Origin of the sequence: Bacillus amyloliquefaciens DSM 7 = ATCC 23350, assembly GCF_000196735.1 — a bacterium.
Taxonomy (GTDB): Bacteria; Bacillota; Bacilli; order Bacillales; family Bacillaceae; genus Bacillus; species Bacillus amyloliquefaciens.
Genome location: NC_014551.1, coordinates 2804994 through 2824859 on the forward strand (window position 1 = coordinate 2804994; position 19866 = coordinate 2824859).

A 19866-nucleotide genomic window follows, 5' to 3' on the forward strand; every position below is an offset into this window, starting at 1 on the left:
GGCGCTTTTTTATATTCCGGGAGAAACAAAAAAACTGCACCTCTGATTTCCATCAGGGTGCAGTTTTTGCTTGTACGCTATGAAGCAGATTGATCAGCTTTAATTTTTTTCACGGCGCCGGGAGCCGCTTTTTCAACCGCAGCCGCCGCCATCTCGTAAGCTTCATTGTAGCTGTAAGCGTAAAACAGCCGTTCCGCTTCTTTCAGCTGTTCGGATAAAATGTGATTCTGGCTTCGGAAACGGTTTCCGTACTGGATGATCCGCTCAATAAGCTTCACCTGAATCACCAGTTCTTCCGCCTCTTCACTGACTTCCGCAACCATCTTTTCAGCTTCATTCAGATGTTTGGCGGCTTCCTCCATGTTTAACGGCAGCTCTTCCAATTGGCTGACGGTTTTTTCTATATGATGATTTGCCGTCTCGAGCTTGTCCTTGACCTGTTCAGGAATACCCGGCACATTGCTTTTTTGCAGCATTCTCGCTGTGTCAGAAATGGTTTTCCGAAGGTGCATCAGCGTTTCACGCGCCTGCAGTTCTTCTTTTCTGAGCGCTTGCAGATTTTCACGGTATTCGGCATGTTCTTTCTGAGCCTCTTCCATCTGCTTTTCGATGGCCTCAACTTCTTCAATCAGCAGAGAGTAAGCGACATGCTCTCCGTCAAGTTTTTCTCTCGCCTGCTCAAGGAGCCGGCCGATCGTTTCCATCTGTTTTTCAAACGCATGCTGTCTGCCGATTTCTCCCGCCGTCAGCTGATAGCTTTCCTTGACGAGCTCTGTTTCGGTTTTTGTGCGGTCTTTTTCTTCCTCAAGCTTCTCATACGCGATGATCAGTTCAGGCATTTTGCTTAAGACGGACTGTCCGGCTTCCACTTCGCCTTCCAGCTGTTCATACATCGATTGAATTGTTTCATCAATCAGCTGAAGAATGGCGGACGCTTCGTCGACATCCAATTCTTCCAAAAGCGCGTGTTCTGCCCGTTTCACTTGATTTGTGAGTGTCTCCAGCTCTTTTTCGATTTGAATATGTTCCAGTTTGTAGCCTTTTTCCGTCATTTCCCGGTAGCCGTCTTTCAGCTTGGCAATTTGGTTCGGCACGGTCTGTTTACAGTCCGCGAGCAGTTTCGGAACGTCATCTATGTATGTTTGAAGCTGATCCAGCCTGCGGTCCTGTTCAAGCAGCACTTTTCTCGCTTTGATGTAATTGCCGCCTTCCGTCTCTTCTTCGAACTCTTTTATGCCGCTCCAGATTTCGTCGAGATCCGTCTCCAGGCTGTTATAAAGCTCTCCGTAGAGATGGCTGTACGCCAGAAGGTTCTTCCGCGCTTTTGAATACCGCTCACGCACCTGTTCAATCTCTCCGCGGCTTTTTTCCTCGCTCGTCACAAGGTCGCTGATCTCACGCAGGATGCCTTCTATATTTGATTCGGCGGCGGTGAGGAGATCGTCGATGTGGACAAGCACCTGATTCGCTTTTTTAAACCGGTATTTGTCGGCGTTCTCTTCGGCATCATAAAGGAGCTCTTCTACTTTCGGCAGATGGGCTGTGACAATTTCATCCCACTCCTCGCGCCATCTTTCAAAGAACTCTTCCGTCTCTCCGGTCATTTTCAGATGTTTGATCTTGGACATTTCTTCCACAATCGAACGGTTTAAAATTTCAATCTTCCATGACTCCAGCCGGTCAATTTCCGTATAAATTTTTTTCCTGAAAAAGTAGCCCGCCGCAAAGAGTGCGAGCAGTATAACCAATAATCCGATGACTAACTCCATAATGAGCCCCCTTGTTGTTCTCATAATCTGTCAGGGTGTTTTATGTATTCAGAAAGATTTCAATATATGTATTGAGAAAATCTGTCGTTTTCATTGTTATTATGATACCATGTAACCAACATTTTTTGACCAGAAATCAAAAACTTTTTGCATAATTTCGGCAGGATTCTGCAATTTTTTAATGGAGTGACAAAAATGGAAAAACGAGACGCTCATATCCACACGCCTTTTTGCCCTCACGGCTCGAAGGACGCGCTGAAACAATATGTCGAAAAAGCCCTGGAAAGAGGCTTTACATCTATCACATTTACTGAGCATGCCCCCCTCCCTCCGTCTTTTCAAGATCCTACACCGCTTCGAGACAGCGCAATGGCTCTCAGAGAGATGGAGGCCTATTTGGACCGGGTCTCACAATTAAAAAAGGTATACATGGGACAAATCAGCATCCTGACAGGGCTTGAAACCGATTTTATCTCAGGGTATGAGGAGGAAACCGCGGCGTTTCTGAATACATACGGCCCCTCACTGGATGACGGCATTTTATCTGTTCATTTTTTGAAGGCCGGCCCGTCTTATATATGCCTCGATTATGATGAGCACGCGTTTCAGCGGCTCGCCGCGCACTTCGGAAGCATTGAAGCGGTATATGAGCAATACTATGAAACTGTGTATTCTTCCATTGTAACACCGCTCGGCCCCTTTAAGCCAAAACGGGTCGGCCATATCACACTCGTTAAAAAATTCGCGCGCCTTTTCCCTTACAGCATGTCACCTCAAATAAGAGAGCTTGTGACCCGCTGCCTTGACGCTGTGAAGAAGCACGGAATGGAGCTGGATATTAATACATCCGGGCTCAGAAAGAAGTTTGCCGGGGAAGTATACATGGAGGATTGGATGGCGGAGACGGCGAAGCAAAAAAAAATCCCGCTCATATTCGGGTCGGACGCCCATCAAGCGGAAGATGTCGGCAGTTTCTATGAAACGTACAAAAGCATCATTACTTCATAAGCACCGCATCAGGCCGGCGAAACACGCTTTCGATCCAAATCTTCACCTCTTCAAAATACTTTTTATAAAAATACGGTTCATGAGGCTGCATATAGAGCACCTCCGTAATATATTGTGGCTGAAGATACGGCATCATCAAGAGGGATTTCAATTGCAGAATAAAATGCGGCACGGGCAGCGTCAGACGCCTATCGCGTGACTGCCCTTCTTCGATCACCAGCTGGAAAATATATTTTTCTTTCATTAAATAAGTAGACATAATTTCCCTGATAAGCACAGAATCAATCGTCACTTCCCGGTACACAAACCGCGTTAATTGACGATGATCGTGCTGATAGGATAAAATATCAAAAATCACCCGCAGGATGCGTTCCTGTGCGTCTTCACCGTTCATACTGACGGCGGCGTTTTCCAGCGCCTCAGTGTAGCCTTCGTAAAACTCGGAAACTAAATGTTCCATTAATCCGCCTTTCCCTTTAAAATAGTAGGAGATGTGCGCAACATTTACATCAGCTGACTTTGCGATTTCACGGACGGACGTGCCGGAATAGCCTTTTTGGTTAAACAGCTGGACAGCGGCGTTAATAATTTTGTCTTTGGTGCTTACTTTCATACGGCTCACCCCTTTATGTTACCAATTCAAGCCGAAGGGCGCCGTTCCTGTAAGAACTTCTCGACAAATGCCGGCAGAACGGCCGGAACTTTGTTTGATATTATAGAAAAAGTGAGGGTTTTCCATGTTTCATGTCGAAAAACAATCCGGAGATAAAGAAAAAAGTTATCAGCTTCTGCTTAAACAGCTCGAAGCCATGACAGAAGATGAAACAGATGCGATCGCAAATTACGCGAATGCGTCAGCGCTTTTATACCATTCCTTACATGAAGTCAACTGGGCGGGGTTTTACTTTGCTAAAGAGGGCGAGCTTGTGCTCGGACCGTTTCAAGGGCTTCCTGCCTGTGTGCGCATTCCGTTCGGCAAAGGCGTATGCGGCACTGCCTACTCTAATGGCGCAGTGCAGCGGATTGCCGATGTGCATGCGTTCCCGGGACATATCGCCTGTGACGCGGCTTCCCAGTCAGAAATCGTTCTTCCGATCCGCGTAAACGGTGAAGTGATCGGTGTGCTGGACATTGACAGCCCCGTGAAAAACCGTTTTGATGAAACAGACGAATCCTATTTAGCACAGTTTGTTGAAACGCTTGAAAAACGATTAGGATAAAAAAAAGGAGTTCGGCCCGCGGGCCGGCTCCTTTTTTACGTCGCCGTGCTGTTTTGATGGATGATCAGCCGGTTTTTACCGTTCCGTTTGGCGGTATAAAGCGCCTCATCCGCTTGCTGAACGAGCATTTTCAACGGCATCGGGTCAGTCTTTGACCAGCAGGAAACACCGCAGGAAATCGTCACGCGCGGTTCGGTGTTTTCCCGGATGGCGCGGACCAGCCTTCTGGCGATGCGTTCCCCGGATGATACGTTGATATTCGGCAGATAGACAGCCAGCTCCTCGCCTCCCCATCTCGCAGCGACATCGTGCTCCCGGATATGGTTTTTCATAACGGAGGCCACCTGTATCAGGATCGAATCCCCCGTTTGATGACCGTATGTATCATTAATGTTTTTGAAATTATCGATATCAACGAGGATGAATACACCCCGTTTATGAATTTTCATGCTGTATTGAATTTTCTCATCCAAATAGGTTCTTGAATACAGCTCCGTCAGCTGGTCTGTCTGAACAAGATGCTCAAGCCTGTCGCGCAGCATGGAGTTCGTGACCGCCAATGTCGCATGGTGAATGAGCGCCTGAAAAAGCTTATACATTTCAAACGTAAAAGCGTATAAATCCTTTTTCAATAAAATCGCGAATCCGAAGACGGTGTCATTTTCGATCATCGGCACCGCCATCAGCGAACCGTAGCCATTTTCGCCGAATACAGTCTTTCCGCTGCCGATAAACACACCTTTTTCTCCTTCGAACAGCTTTTCTTTCACAATGCTGATGTATGCGTCCGCGCGTTCTGTCTTAAAAAAGGCGGTATGCCCGGGAAGCAGATTTTGCGCTTCAAAATGGTCAATATGAAAAAAAGCCACTTCTTCCGCATGAAACGATTGAATCATAATAGCGGCGAGCTCCCGCATCGTATCAGTGAGCCTGAGACGCTGATTCAGCTGACGCGATGTTTCATTGATGAGCTCAAGATTCGCAATGCTTTTTTTCGATTGCTCATACAGCTGCGCATTTTCAAATGCTTTTCCCGCTGCGCCCGCAAGCAGCATCATTTCACTCAGAGAACTGCACGAAAGCGCGGCATCCTGCAGCCCCTCAGCCTTCAGAACCCCGTAAGTCCCCTGCTGGCCTTTAATCGGCAGGTAAGCAGATGACCTGCCTTTCCTGAGCATTCTGCCTGACAAATAAACCTTCAGGGCAAACGGATCGGCATCTTCTCCGTCCATATGCAATTCTTTTGCGGGGAGCTGTCTGTCCGTATCCTGATCCTGCGAGATAAACAGTAAAAAACGGAAAGACTGGAAAGCCTTCCTCAAACTCGCCTGCAGTTTTTCCAATACTTCATCCTGATCTAAAAGCGAATGGAACATTTCTGTCATTTTGTGAATTTTCCGCTGATGCTTTGTTTTGTCAAACAGCCCGCTTTGTCTCACAGATTGATTGATAAATTGAGTAACGAGCTCAGGCAATGATTCCGGGATCGGAAGTCCGCTTTCCGAGCGCAGATAAAAGGATCTGCCGGACGTCTGATTCCTGATCATAAAACGGCCGTCACTCTCTTTCAGCGGAGCATAATTCGGTTCCTCTTCTGTTTTTATGGTGAAACGTGTTGATTCAGCCGGTGAAAGGGTCAATGAAAGAGATGTAAAGCAGGATTCAAGAGCTGAGGCCAGCCATAACAGCGAGTCGGATAATGAGACGGATTCAGATTTCGTCAAGAAAAAAGAAAGCATTTTCTGATGAAAGGCCGTAACTTCATCGATTGTTTGTTTTTTCATTTTTATCACCTAAACATGTACTACTCATTTTTGTACATTATATCATAAACCGACAGTCTTCATGGAGAAATGGTTGACGGCGGCCGGGAAAAATCATATAATGTTCTTTGTGTGAAATATTGCAGCCTTTTTGTTCAGCTTCTGTGTTTTCATTTTGTTCCTTAGCTGTAAGGTGTATCGTGTAACTCTCTGCTGCTGGAGCGAGGATACATGAAAACAAAATGTGCACGGTCGGATCGAACAGACGGTTTTTATTTTCCACAAAATAAAACCAAACAAAGGAGGAGTCACATTATGGCTCGCTATACAGGTCCATCTTGGAAACTGTCTCGCCGTTTAGGAATCTCTCTTAGCGGTACAGGTAAAGAATTAGAAAAACGCCCTTACGCACCAGGTCCTCACGGTCCGGGACAGCGTAAAAAACTATCAGAATACGGTTTGCAGTTGCAAGAAAAGCAAAAACTTCGTCACATGTACGGTGTAAACGAACGTCAATTCCGCACATTGTTTGACAAAGCTGCAAAAATGACTGGTAAACACGGCGAAAACTTCATGATTCTTTTAGATGCACGCCTTGATAACGTTGTGTACAAGCTTGGTCTTGCGCGCACTCGCCGTCAAGCACGCCAATTAGTTAACCACGGTCACATCCTTGTTGACGGAAGCCGCGTTGACATTCCGTCTTACCAAGTAAAACCTGGTCAAACAATCGGTGTTCGCGAAAAATCAAGAAACCTTTCTATCATCAAAGAATCTGTAGAAGTAAACAACTTCGTTCCTGAGTACCTTACTTTTGACGCTGAAAAGCTTGAAGGTACATTCACTCGTCTTCCAGAGCGCTCTGAGCTTGCTCCGGAAATTAACGAAGCGCTTATCGTTGAGTTCTACTCTCGTTAAGTAAAACGCTCTTTAAAGAGCATTGGATTAAACCCCGGAAATGTTGTGATGACAATGTTTCCGGGGTTTTTCTTTTGGTTGTGTAAACTGCCCCCGTACTCAGCCGTTTATCCCGGAGAATATAAAAAGCACCCGTTCATCCGGGTGCTTTTTATCGTATTTCATTCTTCCATCACACCATACTCAGCTGCGGTTCGAATAATTCGTAGTGGATCGATTCTGGCGGTGTATTGAATTCAGAAATCAGCTTTTTCATTGCTTTAATGAATGACGGTGAGCCGCACAGGTAAAAATCAGCATCTTTATCTGTCATCACTTCTTCTAAAAGCCGCTTGTCAATCCGGCCTTCCCGAAAACGAATGTTTTCTGAACGGTCTTGTTCGGACGGCTCGCTGTAAATAAAGACAGTGTCAACGGATGAATGTTCCGCAGCTTCCTCAGCTTCATGCCGCAAAGCATGATACTCTCCGCTCCTTGCCGCATGGATGAAAAGAACATTTCGCTGCGGCTGGGTTTTCACAACCGTTTTTAACATGCTGATCATCGGCGTAATCCCGACACCGGCACTGATGAGAACCAGGTTCTTCTTTGAGGCAGGGTCCAATATGAAGTCACCGGCCGGGGCGCTGATCTCGATTGAATCTTTTTCATGTAATTGGTCATGCAGATAAGAGGAAACAACCCCTTCTTTTTTAACGGAAATCCGGAAATAATCCTTACCGGACACGTCCGATAAGCTGTACTGGCGGATATGCGTATAACCCGTGTCCGGAATGTATACTTTTACACTGATATACTGTCCTGCTTTGAATTCAGGCAGCGGCTGTCCGTCTTCCGGTTTTAGATAAAATGACGTTATCTCTTTGCTTTCTCTTACCTTTTTATCAATTTTAAACGGCTTATAGTCTTTCCATCCGCCTTTTTGCGTTGCCGCTTGTTCATACATGTCCTTCTCAATTCCGATAAATGCGTCTGCAATTGCGCCGTATGCTTTTTCCCACGCCTGAATGACCTCAGGAGTAGCCGCGTCCTGTAACACATCCTTTATCGCTATTAACAAAAACTTTCCAACGATTGGGTAATGCTCGGGCTTAACTCCGATACTCCGGTGTTTATGGCTGATTTGTTTAACGACGGGAATTATGTTTTCCAAGCGGTCAATATTGGCGGCGGCTGCAATCACGGCATTCGATAAGGCTGTACGCTGGTTTTTTTTCTTTTGATTCGTCTGATTAAAAATATTCAACAGCTCAGGGTGATGCTGAAACAGCAGGTCATAAAATCGTCCTGTGATTTCTTCACCATGCTCTTCCAATACCGGCACGGTGCTTTTAATGATCGCGATTGTTTTTTCATCGAGCATTCTGAAATCCCCCCAAGATGTATGCATCTCGATTGACTGAAAAGAATCATTTTGAATTCTTTTTTATAGATTTCCCCGGTCAAAAAGAATTAACCATTCCGATTTGAAGCGAATTCAGGAAAACCCTGTAGATACTATAAGGATAAAAACAGCAGATAAATGCATTATAAAAACCAAACCTGCGGCCCTAAAAAATACGGACTTTTCTCAGTGTACTTGTCCGGTGCAAAATCCTCCTTGTCAGCTATTTAGTACGGGAGGTGAGATAAATGGGGAAAGAATCGAAAGTGTATTACTGTGACCCTAAGTATGTTGTGGCTGACACGTATACTGACAGCGAAGCGGTGTACGTCCATCCCATCAAACACATTAACAGAGAGCATATCCGTTATGCTCCCCGTCACGTTTATCATTCATGAGATCGTTGATCCGGGCGGTCCTGGGAAATGTGAGTGTAAAAAAAATAAAAAAAGACACAGATGGTAATTGGCTCGCCTTATCTCAGGTTAAACACGCAAGCTAAGCAGACCTCCGTCTTTTCTTGTGCCTGATACCGTTGTTATATACAAACAGGCATGACGTATGAGCAAAAAAATCGCAGTTCTGGTGACAGACCAATTCGAGGATACAAGCCCGGCAGAAGCAGAAAAAGAAGTGACCGGCAGGCACGGTGAGAAAGTAAAGGTCGATCAAGCGATCTCAGACGCAGATGAATTCGCAGCTGAACGCCCGGATGGATTTACTAAAGCATCCGCAAAGATTTAATAAATACCGGCACAAATTTTATAAAGGTGAAGAAGCCGGAAGCCATCATATTTTAACGAGCAGAAATGAATCGTGAATCATTGAAGCTGCTGAAATAAGCGAATAAAAAATGCACAGACAGTTCAGTCTGTGCATTTTTTATGGATATTTAAACTGGACCTATTCTCTTCACCATCCAAAATAAGTAAAATAGAGAGTGGGTTTTTCAAAACTCGACGGGAGGTTCACTTATGTGGATAATCATTTTGCTGCTTATTATTTTAATCGGCTTTACCGGAAATATTGTCTCGCTTTTGAGAGCGCAACGACGCGCATCTCAAAGAATTATTGAGCTTTTAGAAGAAAAAAGCCGAAAATAACCTTTTCGTGCTGTTTCATCCGTAATAGTAATAATAATTTCGGCAGATTTCCTGAAAAATGATTTGATGCCCTGTCTCGTTCGGATGAAGACCTTCTGACATGCACATTTTGCGGAAAGCAGGATTATACGGGTCAATGAGATCTGTATCAAACAGGTCGGCATACGGTACAGAGAGGAGTGTGCAGGCTTCTTTTTGGGCTTTTACATAGTCCGCCAGCTTCAGGCCCAGTTTATTTTTATCAGTATCACGGCGGACGATTTTTCCGTTTGAGATTTTCACCTGCCTTGTCGGGGTCACCACAATGATGCTGCAGTCTTTATTTCTGCTTCGCAGCTGCTGAATGACCTGACAGAAGCCTCCGTAAAATGTGGTGATATCCTTTTCATCTGTGCCGATGGGAATATGGCCGCACCAATCATCATCTGTTCCCTGCACAATAATGACATCATGGCCCGACGTTTTAAGCGATTGCTGATAAATGTTATCGGTTCCATTGTTGCTCATATTGACGCCGCTGACAGACAGATTGGTTATTGCAGCGTTTGTCCGGTCTTTCAGAATGTCACCAAAGCCGTATTTCGCACGCAGCCCCCGGGCGACGCTGTCACCTAAGATCGCGATTTTCGAAGCCTTCCGGAGCCTGCTTATGCTGATGAAGTCCACGCTGACATGTCCGCTGTCCGTGATATGTAACTGCTTGCTGCTGATGTTCTGCGAATATACCGTTTTTCCTTCAGATTCTTTATAAAAATCCTCATTCAGCTTCATTCGGTGTCATCCCTTCCTTTTTATCCTTCGGCATCATGTTCAGACATCAAAAACGGACACGAACAAACAGCGTCATGTTGTCAGTTCAGTGTCCGCAGATGATGATACTGGAGTTTTTCCAGTTCTTTCTATTGCCATTATAGCAGATCCCGGTTCTATACGCATTTATTGCACATCGTAGTTTTTATAGTCAGCATTTGAAACAGCGCTTGCGGGAAGAGCGGTGCTTTTGATGGGACCGTCTTGTGCGATGCGTACGACGTGTCCGGCGCGTCCGTCTTCTGCTGCGTGAGCGGTGTGAACGGTGCGTCCGTCTTTTGCTGCGTGAACGATGTGAACGGTGCGTCCGTCTTCTGCTGCGTGAACGGCGCGTACATTTTCCGGCAACCGGTTCTTGGTGTAAATACTCCCCTAAACCTTCTCTTTCAGCAACGGCAACTCCATGTTCAATTTCTTTAACAGAAATAGCGTTCAATTGTATTCACCTCCCTTTTTCTTTACAACAACTTATGAAATGAACCTTTCACTTGTATAAGCTTCTCTCTCATATTGGTGAGAAATAGTCATTTACATATCAAAAAAGCCCCGTTTTACACGGGGCTCTCAGTTAAAGATCACGATTATCGCTGTCAGAAACTTGCCGGTGACAAAGGCAAGATCATTTATTTCTTCCTTTCGCTCTCCGGCTCAGGATGAATCATCACCTGTGCTTGTTTAAATTCATCCGTAATATCCCTTTCAATGCGGTCACACAAGTCGTGCACGTCTTTAATCGTCACGTGAGACGCCACGACCATATGAAAATCAATATACTCCTGCGGGCCTGAGCGCCTTGTACGAAAATCGTGGATTTCAATAAATTCCTGATGAAATGTATCGATAATCTTTAAAATTGTTTTCTCTTCTTCTTCTGACAGACGGGTATCAATCAGCGGCGGAAATGCTTCTTTCATTAACTTAAATGCTTCATATATGATATACACCGCAAGCACCATACCTATAATGGGATCAAGTATATACCACTCCGTTAATGTAACAACCAAAAGGCTTGCCGCTACGCCTAATGATGTGTATACGTCAGTCAGTAAGTGCAGAGCATTTGATTTCATTGCTACGGAATTAACCTTTTCAGCTTCTCTTTTTACTAATTTCGAGACGATCAAATTAATGAGAGCCCCTAAAAGCATCACAATAATTCCCAATACCGGCAGATGAACCGGCTCTGGATTCACCAATTTTTGAACGCATTCATATATCATCCAAATCCCTGCCGCAAAAATCAGAATCGTCTCAATGGTTCCGGAGAGATTCTCGACTTTTCCATGTCCGTACGGATGCCCTGTATCAGCCGGCTTTTTTGATATCCTGACGGAAATAAAGGCGATGAAGGCGGCGATCAAATCTAAAAAAGAATGAATGGCTTCGGAAAGTATCGCGACAGACCCTGTTATAATGCCCACCGCTATTTTGAGCATGACGACAAGAGAATTGCTTATAACTGATAAAAAAGCGATTTTAGAGGTGTTTTCCACCATGATCCTCCTCTTTTGACTTCTTGAATTTATCGTATCAAACAGCATTCGTGTGGGTCTACGGCAACGTTTTTCACAAGAGCCATACAAGTAACTCGCTCTAAAATAAGTTGGAAAGCGACAAAACAGCTGTGCCTTTCATTCAGCACTCAAGTCCCATTGACAACATATAACCGCTTAAATTATAGTAGTTTCATGAATAACCACTACGGAGGATGTTTATGGAGGATGTTCTGAAAGAATTACAAAAATTTGGATTTTCTCAATATGAATGCAAAGCATATATCGGCTTGTTAAAACACTCGCCTGTTACCGGGTACGAAGTCAGTAAAAGGTCAGGCGTCCCCCGCTCAATGATCTATGAAGTATTGGGAAAATTAGTTGATAAAGGCGCTGTCCATATTGTGCCGTCTGATCCGGTTACATATGCCCCGCTGGCCGGAAAGGAATTAATTGACCGGCTGCGGCACGATTTCGAAAGCTCCTTCGGCTATCTTGAGGAGAAATTATTGGCGCTTGAAAGCGAGCAGGAGATGAATGTCATCCTCCGCATCAGCACAAATGATCATGTCATCAATGAATTGAAGGATATGATTGAAAAAGCCGAGGAAGAGTTGTGGCTGTCTGTCTGGGAACAGCAGATTCCCTTTATTCAAGAAGCCGCTAACAAACGCGCGGCCGAAAAATTGCCCGTCTTTTCGATTGTGTTCGGCCCTCCGGAAGTAAAGCTCGGAAATACGACACATCATAATATGTCGCCTGAAGTGGCGGAAAAACGCATGGGCGGGAGATTAACGATAGCGGCACGCGATAATAAAGAAGTCTTAATCGCCAATTTTTCTCCGCAGACGAATGCCTGGGCCATTAAATCAGAAGATCCCGCTCTTGTTCTCGTGGCCATGGAATATATGAGGCACGACCTTATGTTCGCGGAGCTTGTAAAAGAAGTAGGGGCTGAAAAAGTTGAAGGCCTGATGAAACAAAACCATTCGTTATTTCATGTCGTCACCGGAAATCGGTTCATATAAATGTGAACCGTATTTTCTTTGATTTTTTCATTAGTCGTTATCATTATAATCTCTAAGGAAGGAGTATAAAAAATGATTAACACAGAAGTGCAAAAAACCGCCGTTTCCCGGGAAATGAACGATACATTTTTACAGGGGGTCCGGGATTGTGTGCCTACCTTGCTTGGCTATATGAGTATCGGTTTTGCTTTTGGCATTGTCGGCGTGGCCTCACATCTCAGTATTCTTGAAATTTGTTTGTTATCCGTGTTTGTCTATGCCGGCGCCGCCCAATTTATTATTTGCTCGCTCCTTGTTTCCGGGAGTCCGATTTCCGCCATTATTTTAACGACGTTTATCGTCAATCTGCGGCACCTTCTGCTCAGTCTGACCATCGCACCTTATTTCACGAAATACTCTTTGGTGAAAAATATCGGCTTCGGTGCTTTGCTTACCGACGAATCTTTCGGGGTAGCGGTAAACAAGGCGGCTCAGAACGGCAGGCTTAACGATAAGTGGATGAACGGCCTTAATGTAACAGCTTATGTGTGCTGGGTTATTTCTTGTGTGATGGGCGGGCTTCTCGGACAATGGATATCTGATCCTTACGCCCTCGGCCTGGACTTCGCTTTGCCCGCTATGTTTGCGGCGCTGCTGGTGCTGCAATTGCAGGCGTCTGCGTCGGAAAAGCTGAAGCACAATCTTTCCTTAATCGTCTATATGATCATCTTTATGGTCTTGTTATCCTATATCGTGCCGTCACATATCGCAGTCATCGTCTCAACCGTGATTGTGGCAACCATCGGGGTGGTGACGGACAAATGAGCATCAGTACGCAAATGATCTGGATTATACTCGGCTGCATGATTGTTACACTTGTGCCGCGTATCGTTCCGTTTATATTTGTCCGGAACATTCAGATGCCTGAATTGGCTTTAAAATGGCTCTCCTTTATTCCGCTCTGCATTTTGACCGCTCTGGTAACGGAGAGCATGATCGTGAAAACAAATAGCGCTTTGACCTTTGATTGGAAAGCAATGATCGTTCTCATCCCGACATTGCTTTGCGCGATGTGGACAAAAAGCTTATCAATTACGGTCATCACGGGAGTCGTGCTGATGGCCGCCGTCAGGCTGATCTGGTGACAAATAAAAGCCTCCATTCCGCAGAATGAAGGCTTTTTCCTTTATGATGGCGGATTTTCTTCTTCCGCCTCAGGTTCCTCGGCTTTGACTTCGGCGTTCATGCTTTGCTGCTGTTCCCAATGATCCCGCTGCAATCTTTCCTTCGCGATGGTGAACATGAAATTCACGGCGCAGCGCCCCTTCCCTGTTTTGCCTTATACTATGTACTGTACTCATTTCCCGGTGCAGTATTCACAAAACCTAAAAAAGCAGCCTGCCGCATAAAGCGGCCGGACTGCTTTTTATTTTCAGTACGTGATCAGGAAGTATTTTTTCTTTCCGCGGCGCAGTACGGTAAATTGATCTTCGATGCGGTCTTCTGCTGTCAGAAGATGGCTGATGTCCGTCTGGCGCTCGCCGTTAATGTAGACGGCCCCGTTTTGAATGTCTTCGCGGGCCTGCCGTTTTGAAGGCGACAATTTAGATTCCACAAGCACGTCTACTAAAGACAGCTCTTCAGAGCGGTCTTTTTCAAACGAAGGCACGTCTTTAAACCCTACCTTGACGTCTTGAGCGGAAAGCTCTTTAATATTGCCGCTGAAAAGCGCCTGGGAGATATGAACGGCCTGCTCCAGCGCTTCGCGGCCGTGTACAAGAACAGTCACTTCTTCAGCGAGACGTTTCTGCGCTTCCCTTTTCTCAGGAGCCGTCTCCGTTTTTTCAGCATAAGCTTCAATTTCCTCTTTTGACAGGAAAGTAAAGTATTTTAAATATTTGACGACGTCGCGGTCATCTGTATTGATCCAGAATTGGTAGAATTCATACGGCGATGTTTTTTCTTTATCAAGCCAAATCGCGCCGCCTTCCGTTTTGCCGAATTTCGTGCCGTCCGCTTTTGTGACGAGCGGAATGGTAAGACCGAACGCTTTCGCCCCTTCTTCTTCCGATTTTCTGATCAGTTCAAGACCGGCCGTGATGTTGCCCCACTGGTCACTGCCGCCGATTTGGAGTTTGCAGTTCTTTTCTCTGTACAGATTCAGGAAATCGTAGGATTGCAGGATCATGTAGCTGAATTCCGTGTAAGAAATCCCGGTTTCAATTCTTGAGCTTACAGTATCTTTCGCAAGCATGTAGTTGATTCCGAAGTTTTTTCCGACGTCGCGAAGAAATTCAATGATGCTCATTTTTCCGATCCAATCAAAGTTGTTCGCTATGACAGCGGGGTTTTCTCCGGCTTCGAAATCTAAAAATCGGGAAAGCTGATTTTTAATTTTTTGCGACCATTCGACAACGATATCCTGAGTGTTTAACGTACGTTCCGCTTTTTTGCCGCTCGGATCGCCGATCAGTCCCGTTGCGCCGCCTACAAGCGCAATCGGATGGTGGCCTGCAAGCTGGAAACGGCGCAGTGTCAATATCGGCAGAAGGTGTCCGATGTGGAGGCTGTCAGCCGTCGGGTCAAACCCTGAGTATAAACGGATTTTTTCTTCGTTCAGCTGTTTATTCAGTCCTTCTTCATCCGTCATTTGCTGGATTAAGCCGCGGAATGATAAATCTTCTAATAAATTAGTCATTTTGTCTTCTCCTTTGTTTATAGAAATAAAAAACGCCCCTTCGTTTAAAACGAAGGGACGATATAATCGCGGTACCACCCTACTAATAAAAGCCTAAAAAAGCTCTTATCACTCTTCCTGATAACGGACCGTGTCCGTTCTTTCACTACTGAAAGCCTTCCTTTGAAGTACTTTGTTCGCAAAAGCGGTTCATGAGTGTATTCGGCATATCTTATGTACTGATTTTCACCGGCCATCAGCTCTCTGGAACAATCAGATATCCTACTTGTCTCAATCAAAACCTTTTCGTATGAAGCTTACTCATTTTTAACATAAATTAGATGCAATGTCAACGCCGGCTTTAATCTTCCATTGTGGACAGGTCGCCTGCCGGCAGGTTCAGCTCCCACGCCTTCAGGACACGTCGCATGATTTTTCCGCTTCGTGTTTTCGGCAGTTTATCTTTGAACTCAATTTCACGCGGTGCGGCATGCGCGGCAAGCCCTTGTTTTACAAAGAGGCGAATGTCCTCCTTCAGCTGATCGGATGGTTCATGTCCTTCTCTGAGGGCGATAAACGCTTTAATGATTTCTCCCCGGACAGGATCCGGCTTTCCGATGACACCGGCTTCGGCAATCGCCGGATGTTCAACAAGTTTGCTTTCGACTTCAAACGGGCCGACACGCTCGCCGGATGTCATAATAACATCATCGACTCTGCCTTGGAACCAGAAATAACCGTCTTCATCCATATAAGCTGAATCTCCGGAAACATACCAGCCGCCCGGCATGAAATAAGAATCATATTTTTCTTTGTTATTCCAAATGGAATCCATCATGGACGGCCAGCCCTTTTTAATGGCGAGGTTCCCCATCCGGTACGGCGGAAGTTCATTTCCTTGATTGTCAACGATCGCCGCTTCCACTCCCGGAATCGGTTTCCCCATTGAACCCGGCTTGATCTCCATGCAAGGATAATTGCAGATAAGCTGTCCGCCGGTTTCCGTCATCCACCACGTATCATGGATGCGCTTGCCGAATACTTTATGCCCCCACTTGATGACCTCAGGGTTTAAAGGCTCTCCGACACTCAGGACGTGACGAAGTGAGGTAAGGTCAAATTTGGACGCCATTTCATCTCCGGCGCCCATAAGCATTCTGAAAGCGGTCGGAGCGCTGTACCAGACGCTGACACCGAGCTTTTCAATTGTGCCGTACCAGTTTTCCGGACTGAATCTGCCGCCGACGATTACGTTCGCCGCTCCGTTCAGCCACGGCGCAAAAATCCCGTACACCGTCCCGGTCACCCAACCTGGGTCCGCAGTGCACCAGTAAATATCGTCTTCTTTGAGATCAAGCACCCACTTGCCGGTCTGGTATTGCTGAATCATGGCTTCATGAACGTGAAGCACGCCCTTAGGCGTTCCGGTAGAACCTGATGTGTAATGAAGCAGGTAGCCGTCTCTTCTGTCCATCCATTCAATGTCAAGTCTCGTGCTTTCCCCTTCAGCCGCTTTATCGTAATGGATGATTTTATCTCCCGTTTCTTCGCTGCCGCCGACAATGAAAATATGCTGCAGGTCGGGGAGACTCTCTGCCGGAATCCGTTCGGCCAGCTCAGGTGTTGTCACGACAACCTTTGCCTGGCTGTTCAGCAGACGGTCTTTGACGGCGCCTTCCATAAACGCTTCAAATAAAGGACCGGCAATCGCACCGATTTTAATAGCGCCGAGCATGATAAAATACAGCTCCGGCGAACGAGGCATGAAAATAAAAACGCGGTCTCCTTTTTCCACGTTTCCATACCGTCTCAGCACATTTCCCGCCCGGTTCGATTCCTCCATCATTTCTTTAAATGTGTATTTTTCTTCTCTGTTTGCGTCCTTGTAATACAGCGCTACTTTGTTTCTGCGAAATGACTCGGCATGGCGGTCAATCGCTTCGTATGCGGCATTCAGCTTCCCGGTCTGATGCCAGGAAAACTCGGCCTCTGCTTCTTTCCAATCGAAGCTGCGGTATGTTTCCTCATAATTTTGCAGATGATAATTCCCCTTTTCTGCTGGCAACGCTTTCAAGTTCATGCAACATCCCCCTTTGCTGATCTATAGACTAATTATAGTAGAAGTTCACAGTTTTCTCAATTTTTAAAATATAAATTACTGTACTATTGAAAACGCTTTATAATTTGTTATGCTTAAAGGAGATGTGTTTTTATTAAGAACCGACAGGCGGTGAATCAGTGAAACATCATAAAACGTACCATTCTACATCTATTCAGACAGCAGCCGGCCCTCTTTTAGTAGAAGGGCCCGTTCCTCCAGAGGACTTAGCACAGTATGAGTTTCATGAAGGCCTGACAGCCTTTCGCCTTCCTCATGAACAGCACAAAGCGTTAATCGAGATAGCCGGGCTTCCCGAAGGGCGGATCATTATCGCCAGGGACGGACAGACGATTATCGGCTATGTGACGTATTTATATCCCGATCCGCTTGAACGGTGGTCTGACGGAAATATGGAAGACCTCCTTGAACTCGGGGCGATCGAGGTCGCTCCCGGCTACAGGGGCTGTTCTGTCGGAAAAACTTTGCTGACAGTCAGCATGATGGATGAACAGATGGAACATTACATCATCATGACGACGGAATATTACTGGCATTGGGATTTAAAAGGAATGAAAAAAGACGTGTGGGAATACAGAAAGATTATGGAAAAGATGATGAATGCCGGGGGTCTTGTCTGGTTTGCAACGGATGAACCGGAAATCAGCTCTCATCCGGCCAATTGTCTGATGGCCCGCATCGGCAGGCACGTCAGTCAGGAGTCAATCGAACAGTTCGACAGACTTCGTTTTTATCAGCGATTTATGTATTGACTGACATACAAAGGGGATAAAAAAATGATTGCAGAACAAATCATGAAGCGGGATGTCATCACCGTCACAAAAAACGACTCCATTGAAACAGCCGTACGCAAAATGAAGGCCTATCATATCCGTCATCTCCCTGTCACCGACGAAGACCTGCACGTCGCCGGTATCGTCACAGACAGGGACATTAAACAGGCCGGCCCGGACAGCAGCTTTGAACAAGAAGACCGCGGCGCGTTTCTGACAAACAAAGTGGAAACCATTATGAAACGGAATGTCATCTGCGCCCATCCGCTTGATTTCGTGGAAGAAATATCCGCTTCTTTTTATGAGCATGGCATCGGCTGTCTGCCGATCACGGTAAACAATAAGCTGACAGGCATTTTAACCAAAACCGATGTACTTCGGACTTTCGTCAGCCTGACAGGCGCAGCCCAGCCGGGATCACAGGTGGAAATCCTGGTGACGGATATGACCCAAAGCCTTGCTGATCTCAGCTGCATGTGCCGTGATCTTCAGCTGCAAATCCTGAGTGTGCTCGTCTATCCCCATGATTCAGCCGGCTCGAATATACTCGTCTTTCGGGTGAAGACGATGAATCCGCTCCCTTTCATCCATGCCGTTCATGAGGCCGGATACAATGTCTTGTGGCCGAAATATTTGAGGGATCAGTCATGAGAGACAGCGTTTTTGTTTACTCGCCTTCTTATCAGACATATCAATTTCACCAGGAACATCCGTTCAATCAGCAGCGCGTGCTTTTGACATACGATCTGCTTCAGGCGGCGGACGCGTTTGAAGAGGGAGATATCGTCGCTCCCCGCACGGCCTCTAAAGAAGAGCTGGCTCTCGTTCATACGGAGGATTACATACAGGCTGTGGAACTGGCAGGTGCGGGCCGGCTCCCTGCCAAAGAAGGAGAAAGCTACGGGCTCGGAACGGAAGACACCCCCGTTTTTGCCGGCATGCATGAAGCCGCATCGCTTCTTGTGGGCGGCACCTTAACAGCGGCCGATTATGTCATGACGGGACAAGCAAGGCATGCCTGCAATTTAGGAGGCGGCCTTCACCACGGCTTTCGCGGCAGGGCATCGGGCTTTTGTATCTATAATGACAGCGCCGTGGCCATCCAATACATTCAGAAAAACTACGGGGCAAAGGTGTTATACATTGATACCGACGCCCATCATGGCGACGGCGTTCAATTTACATTTTACGACAGGTCTGATGTCTGCACTGTGTCTTTTCATGAAACCGGGCGTTATTTATTTCCCGGGACGGGACAGGTACTGGAAAAAGGAAGCGGCCAAGGCTACGGCTATTCTTTTAACATCCCGCTGGACGCCTTCACAGAGGATGATTCCTTTCTTCACGCTTACAAAACGGCCGCCTCGGAAATCGCGGCTTTTTTTAAGCCGGATGTGATTCTGACTCAGAACGGAGCAGATGCCCATTATTACGATCCATTGACACACCTGTCCAATACCATCTCCATTTATCAAGAGATCCCGCGGCTCGCTCACTCATTGGCCCATCAATATTGCGGCGGCAGATGGATCGCGGGCGGCGGCGGCGGGTACGATATTTGGAGAGTCGTCCCGAGAGCATGGAGCCGCATATGGCTTGAGATGAAAGGGATTGATCCCGGGGAGCGCATACCGCAGAAGTGGATTCAAAAATGGCAGAAACACTCTCCCTATACCTTGCCCGCTTTTTGGAGTGATCCTGACCAATTATATCCTCCGATTCCCCGAAAAGAAGAAATCTCAGAAAAAAATGCCCAAACCGTGGAAAAAGCGCTTTTTGCCATCCGGTCTGAGCAGCGGTATAAAACAAAATAAAAAACGAC

21 protein-coding genes, 2 pseudogenes and 1 other annotated feature are annotated in these 19866 nt (G+C 46.2%); of the genes and pseudogenes, 12 read left to right on the top strand and 11 right to left on the bottom strand.

Translation table 11 applies throughout. The annotated features are described in order from the left end of the window. Nucleotides 1–77: 77 nt before the first annotated feature. Nucleotides 78–1769 carry a septation ring formation regulator EzrA gene (gene ezrA, locus BAMF_RS34375; protein WP_013353190.1) on the bottom strand — a complete coding sequence of 564 codons (1692 nt, stop codon included), beginning with the start codon at nucleotides 1767–1769 and terminating at the stop codon, nucleotides 78–80. A 195-nt stretch (nucleotides 1770–1964) separates the two neighbouring features. On the opposite strand from ezrA, the gene hisJ reads away from it, so the two are divergent. Then, entirely contained in the window at nucleotides 1965–2777 is an 813-nt protein-coding gene (gene hisJ / locus BAMF_RS34380; protein ID WP_013353191.1) for a histidinol-phosphatase HisJ, read from the top strand. On the opposite strand, the gene refZ is transcribed toward hisJ, so the two are convergent. Then, nucleotides 2767–3390, bottom strand: coding sequence for a forespore capture DNA-binding protein RefZ (gene refZ / locus BAMF_RS34385; RefSeq protein WP_013353192.1), 624 nt, complete (start codon nucleotides 3388–3390; stop codon nucleotides 2767–2769). The two genes, hisJ and refZ, sit on opposite strands and share 11 nt — an antisense overlap. 124 nt (nucleotides 3391–3514) lie before the next feature. Here refZ and BAMF_RS34390 point away from each other — a divergent pair, with 124 nt between their 5' ends. Then, a complete protein-coding gene (locus tag BAMF_RS34390; protein WP_013353193.1) occupies nucleotides 3515–3997 on the top strand; it encodes a GAF domain-containing protein in 483 nt (160 codons plus the stop codon). A 35-nt stretch (nucleotides 3998–4032) separates the two neighbouring features. On the opposite strand, the gene BAMF_RS34395 is transcribed toward BAMF_RS34390, so the two are convergent. Then, nucleotides 4033–5781, bottom strand: coding sequence for a sensor domain-containing diguanylate cyclase (locus BAMF_RS34395; protein ID WP_013353194.1), 1749 nt, complete (start codon nucleotides 5779–5781; stop codon nucleotides 4033–4035). A 294-nt stretch (nucleotides 5782–6075) separates the two neighbouring features. Here BAMF_RS34395 and rpsD point away from each other — a divergent pair, with 294 nt between their 5' ends. Beyond that, nucleotides 6076–6678, top strand: coding sequence for a 30S ribosomal protein S4 (rpsD, locus tag BAMF_RS34400; RefSeq protein ID WP_003152406.1), 603 nt, complete (start codon nucleotides 6076–6078; stop codon nucleotides 6676–6678). A 172-nt stretch (nucleotides 6679–6850) separates the two neighbouring features. On the opposite strand, the gene hmpA is transcribed toward rpsD, so the two are convergent. Next, the gene (gene hmpA / locus BAMF_RS34405; protein WP_013353195.1) at nucleotides 6851–8041 is read right to left on the bottom strand and encodes an NO-inducible flavohemoprotein; all 1191 of its coding nucleotides are present in this window, start codon (nucleotides 8039–8041) and stop codon (nucleotides 6851–6853) included. A gap of 269 nt (nucleotides 8042–8310) precedes the next feature. On the opposite strand from hmpA, the gene BAMF_RS34410 reads away from it, so the two are divergent. The 3 genes and pseudogenes from BAMF_RS34410 to BAMF_RS42060 all read left to right on the top strand — a co-directional run bounded on the left by BAMF_RS34410 (nucleotide 8311) and on the right by BAMF_RS42060 (nucleotide 9165). After that, nucleotides 8311–8460 (top strand): hypothetical protein, encoded by a 150-nt coding sequence (locus tag BAMF_RS34410; protein WP_014470823.1) that lies wholly within the window; start codon nucleotides 8311–8313, stop codon nucleotides 8458–8460. A 163-nt stretch (nucleotides 8461–8623) separates the two neighbouring features. Further along, a pseudogene (locus BAMF_RS41915) lies at nucleotides 8624–8752 on the top strand (cysteine protease); the annotation flags it as partial. Nucleotides 8753–9036: 284 nt separating this feature from the next. Beyond that, nucleotides 9037–9165 (top strand): hypothetical protein, encoded by a 129-nt coding sequence (locus tag BAMF_RS42060; protein ID WP_014470824.1) that lies wholly within the window; start codon nucleotides 9037–9039, stop codon nucleotides 9163–9165. Nucleotides 9166–9180: 15 nt separating this feature from the next. Here BAMF_RS42060 and BAMF_RS34420 read toward each other — a convergent pair whose 3' ends face one another. The 4 genes and pseudogenes from BAMF_RS34420 to BAMF_RS34430 all read right to left on the bottom strand — a co-directional run bounded on the left by BAMF_RS34420 (nucleotide 9181) and on the right by BAMF_RS34430 (nucleotide 11471). After that, complete coding sequence (locus BAMF_RS34420; RefSeq protein WP_013353197.1) at nucleotides 9181–9936, bottom strand: SGNH/GDSL hydrolase family protein; 756 nt, start codon at nucleotides 9934–9936, stop codon at nucleotides 9181–9183. 165 nt (nucleotides 9937–10101) lie between these two features. Next, nucleotides 10102–10323: a hypothetical protein gene (locus tag BAMF_RS34425; protein WP_014470825.1), complete on the bottom strand. Its 222-nt coding sequence runs from the start codon at nucleotides 10321–10323 to the stop codon at nucleotides 10102–10104. A 13-nt stretch (nucleotides 10324–10336) separates the two neighbouring features. After that, nucleotides 10337–10411 (bottom strand): annotated as a pseudogene (locus tag BAMF_RS42280) (hypothetical protein); the annotation flags it as partial. A gap of 187 nt (nucleotides 10412–10598) precedes the next feature. Continuing rightward, nucleotides 10599–11471, bottom strand: a complete 873-nt coding sequence (locus tag BAMF_RS34430) for a cation diffusion facilitator family transporter (protein ID WP_013353198.1) — start codon at nucleotides 11469–11471, stop codon at nucleotides 10599–10601. A 218-nt stretch (nucleotides 11472–11689) separates the two neighbouring features. Here BAMF_RS34430 and BAMF_RS34435 point away from each other — a divergent pair, with 218 nt between their 5' ends. The 3 genes from BAMF_RS34435 (at nucleotide 11690) to BAMF_RS34445 (ending at nucleotide 13620) form a co-directional block, all read left to right on the top strand. Continuing rightward, a complete protein-coding gene (locus BAMF_RS34435; protein WP_013353199.1) occupies nucleotides 11690–12496 on the top strand; it encodes a TrmB family transcriptional regulator in 807 nt (268 codons plus the stop codon). A gap of 72 nt (nucleotides 12497–12568) precedes the next feature. After that, nucleotides 12569–13300, top strand: a complete 732-nt coding sequence (locus BAMF_RS34440) for an AzlC family ABC transporter permease (protein WP_013353200.1) — start codon at nucleotides 12569–12571, stop codon at nucleotides 13298–13300. After that, nucleotides 13297–13620 (top strand): AzlD domain-containing protein, encoded by a 324-nt coding sequence (locus tag BAMF_RS34445; RefSeq protein ID WP_013353201.1) that lies wholly within the window; start codon nucleotides 13297–13299, stop codon nucleotides 13618–13620. The genes BAMF_RS34440 and BAMF_RS34445 overlap by 4 nt, the downstream gene beginning before the upstream one ends. A gap of 41 nt (nucleotides 13621–13661) precedes the next feature. Here the strand turns inward: BAMF_RS34445 and sr7p are convergent, their stop codons facing one another. From sr7p to acsA, 3 genes are all read right to left on the bottom strand, one after another. Beyond that, the gene (gene sr7p / locus BAMF_RS42065; protein ID WP_014470826.1) at nucleotides 13662–13787 is read right to left on the bottom strand and encodes a small protein SR7P; all 126 of its coding nucleotides are present in this window, start codon (nucleotides 13785–13787) and stop codon (nucleotides 13662–13664) included. A 120-nt stretch (nucleotides 13788–13907) separates the two neighbouring features. Continuing rightward, nucleotides 13908–15173 (bottom strand): tyrosine--tRNA ligase, encoded by a 1266-nt coding sequence (gene tyrS / locus BAMF_RS34450; protein WP_013353203.1) that lies wholly within the window; start codon nucleotides 15171–15173, stop codon nucleotides 13908–13910. Between the two features lie 50 nt (nucleotides 15174–15223). After that, nucleotides 15224–15460: a binding site (T-box leader), on the bottom strand. A 53-nt stretch (nucleotides 15461–15513) separates the two neighbouring features. Beyond that, entirely contained in the window at nucleotides 15514–17232 is a 1719-nt protein-coding gene (gene acsA, locus BAMF_RS34455) for an acetate--CoA ligase (protein WP_013353204.1), read from the bottom strand. A 158-nt stretch (nucleotides 17233–17390) separates the two neighbouring features. Between acsA and BAMF_RS34460 the strand changes: the two genes are divergently transcribed. Genes BAMF_RS34460 through BAMF_RS34470 form a run of 3 tightly spaced genes read left to right on the top strand, consistent with a single transcriptional unit; the run spans nucleotide 17391 to nucleotide 19858 of the window. Then, complete coding sequence (locus tag BAMF_RS34460; protein ID WP_013353205.1) at nucleotides 17391–18023, top strand: GNAT family N-acetyltransferase; 633 nt, start codon at nucleotides 17391–17393, stop codon at nucleotides 18021–18023. A gap of 24 nt (nucleotides 18024–18047) precedes the next feature. Continuing rightward, complete coding sequence (locus BAMF_RS34465; protein WP_013353206.1) at nucleotides 18048–18695, top strand: acetoin utilization AcuB family protein; 648 nt, start codon at nucleotides 18048–18050, stop codon at nucleotides 18693–18695. Further along, complete coding sequence (locus tag BAMF_RS34470; protein ID WP_013353207.1) at nucleotides 18692–19858, top strand: acetoin utilization protein AcuC; 1167 nt, start codon at nucleotides 18692–18694, stop codon at nucleotides 19856–19858. Before BAMF_RS34465 ends, BAMF_RS34470 begins: the two co-directional genes overlap by 4 nt. The last annotated feature ends 8 nt before the right edge of the window (nucleotides 19859–19866 follow it).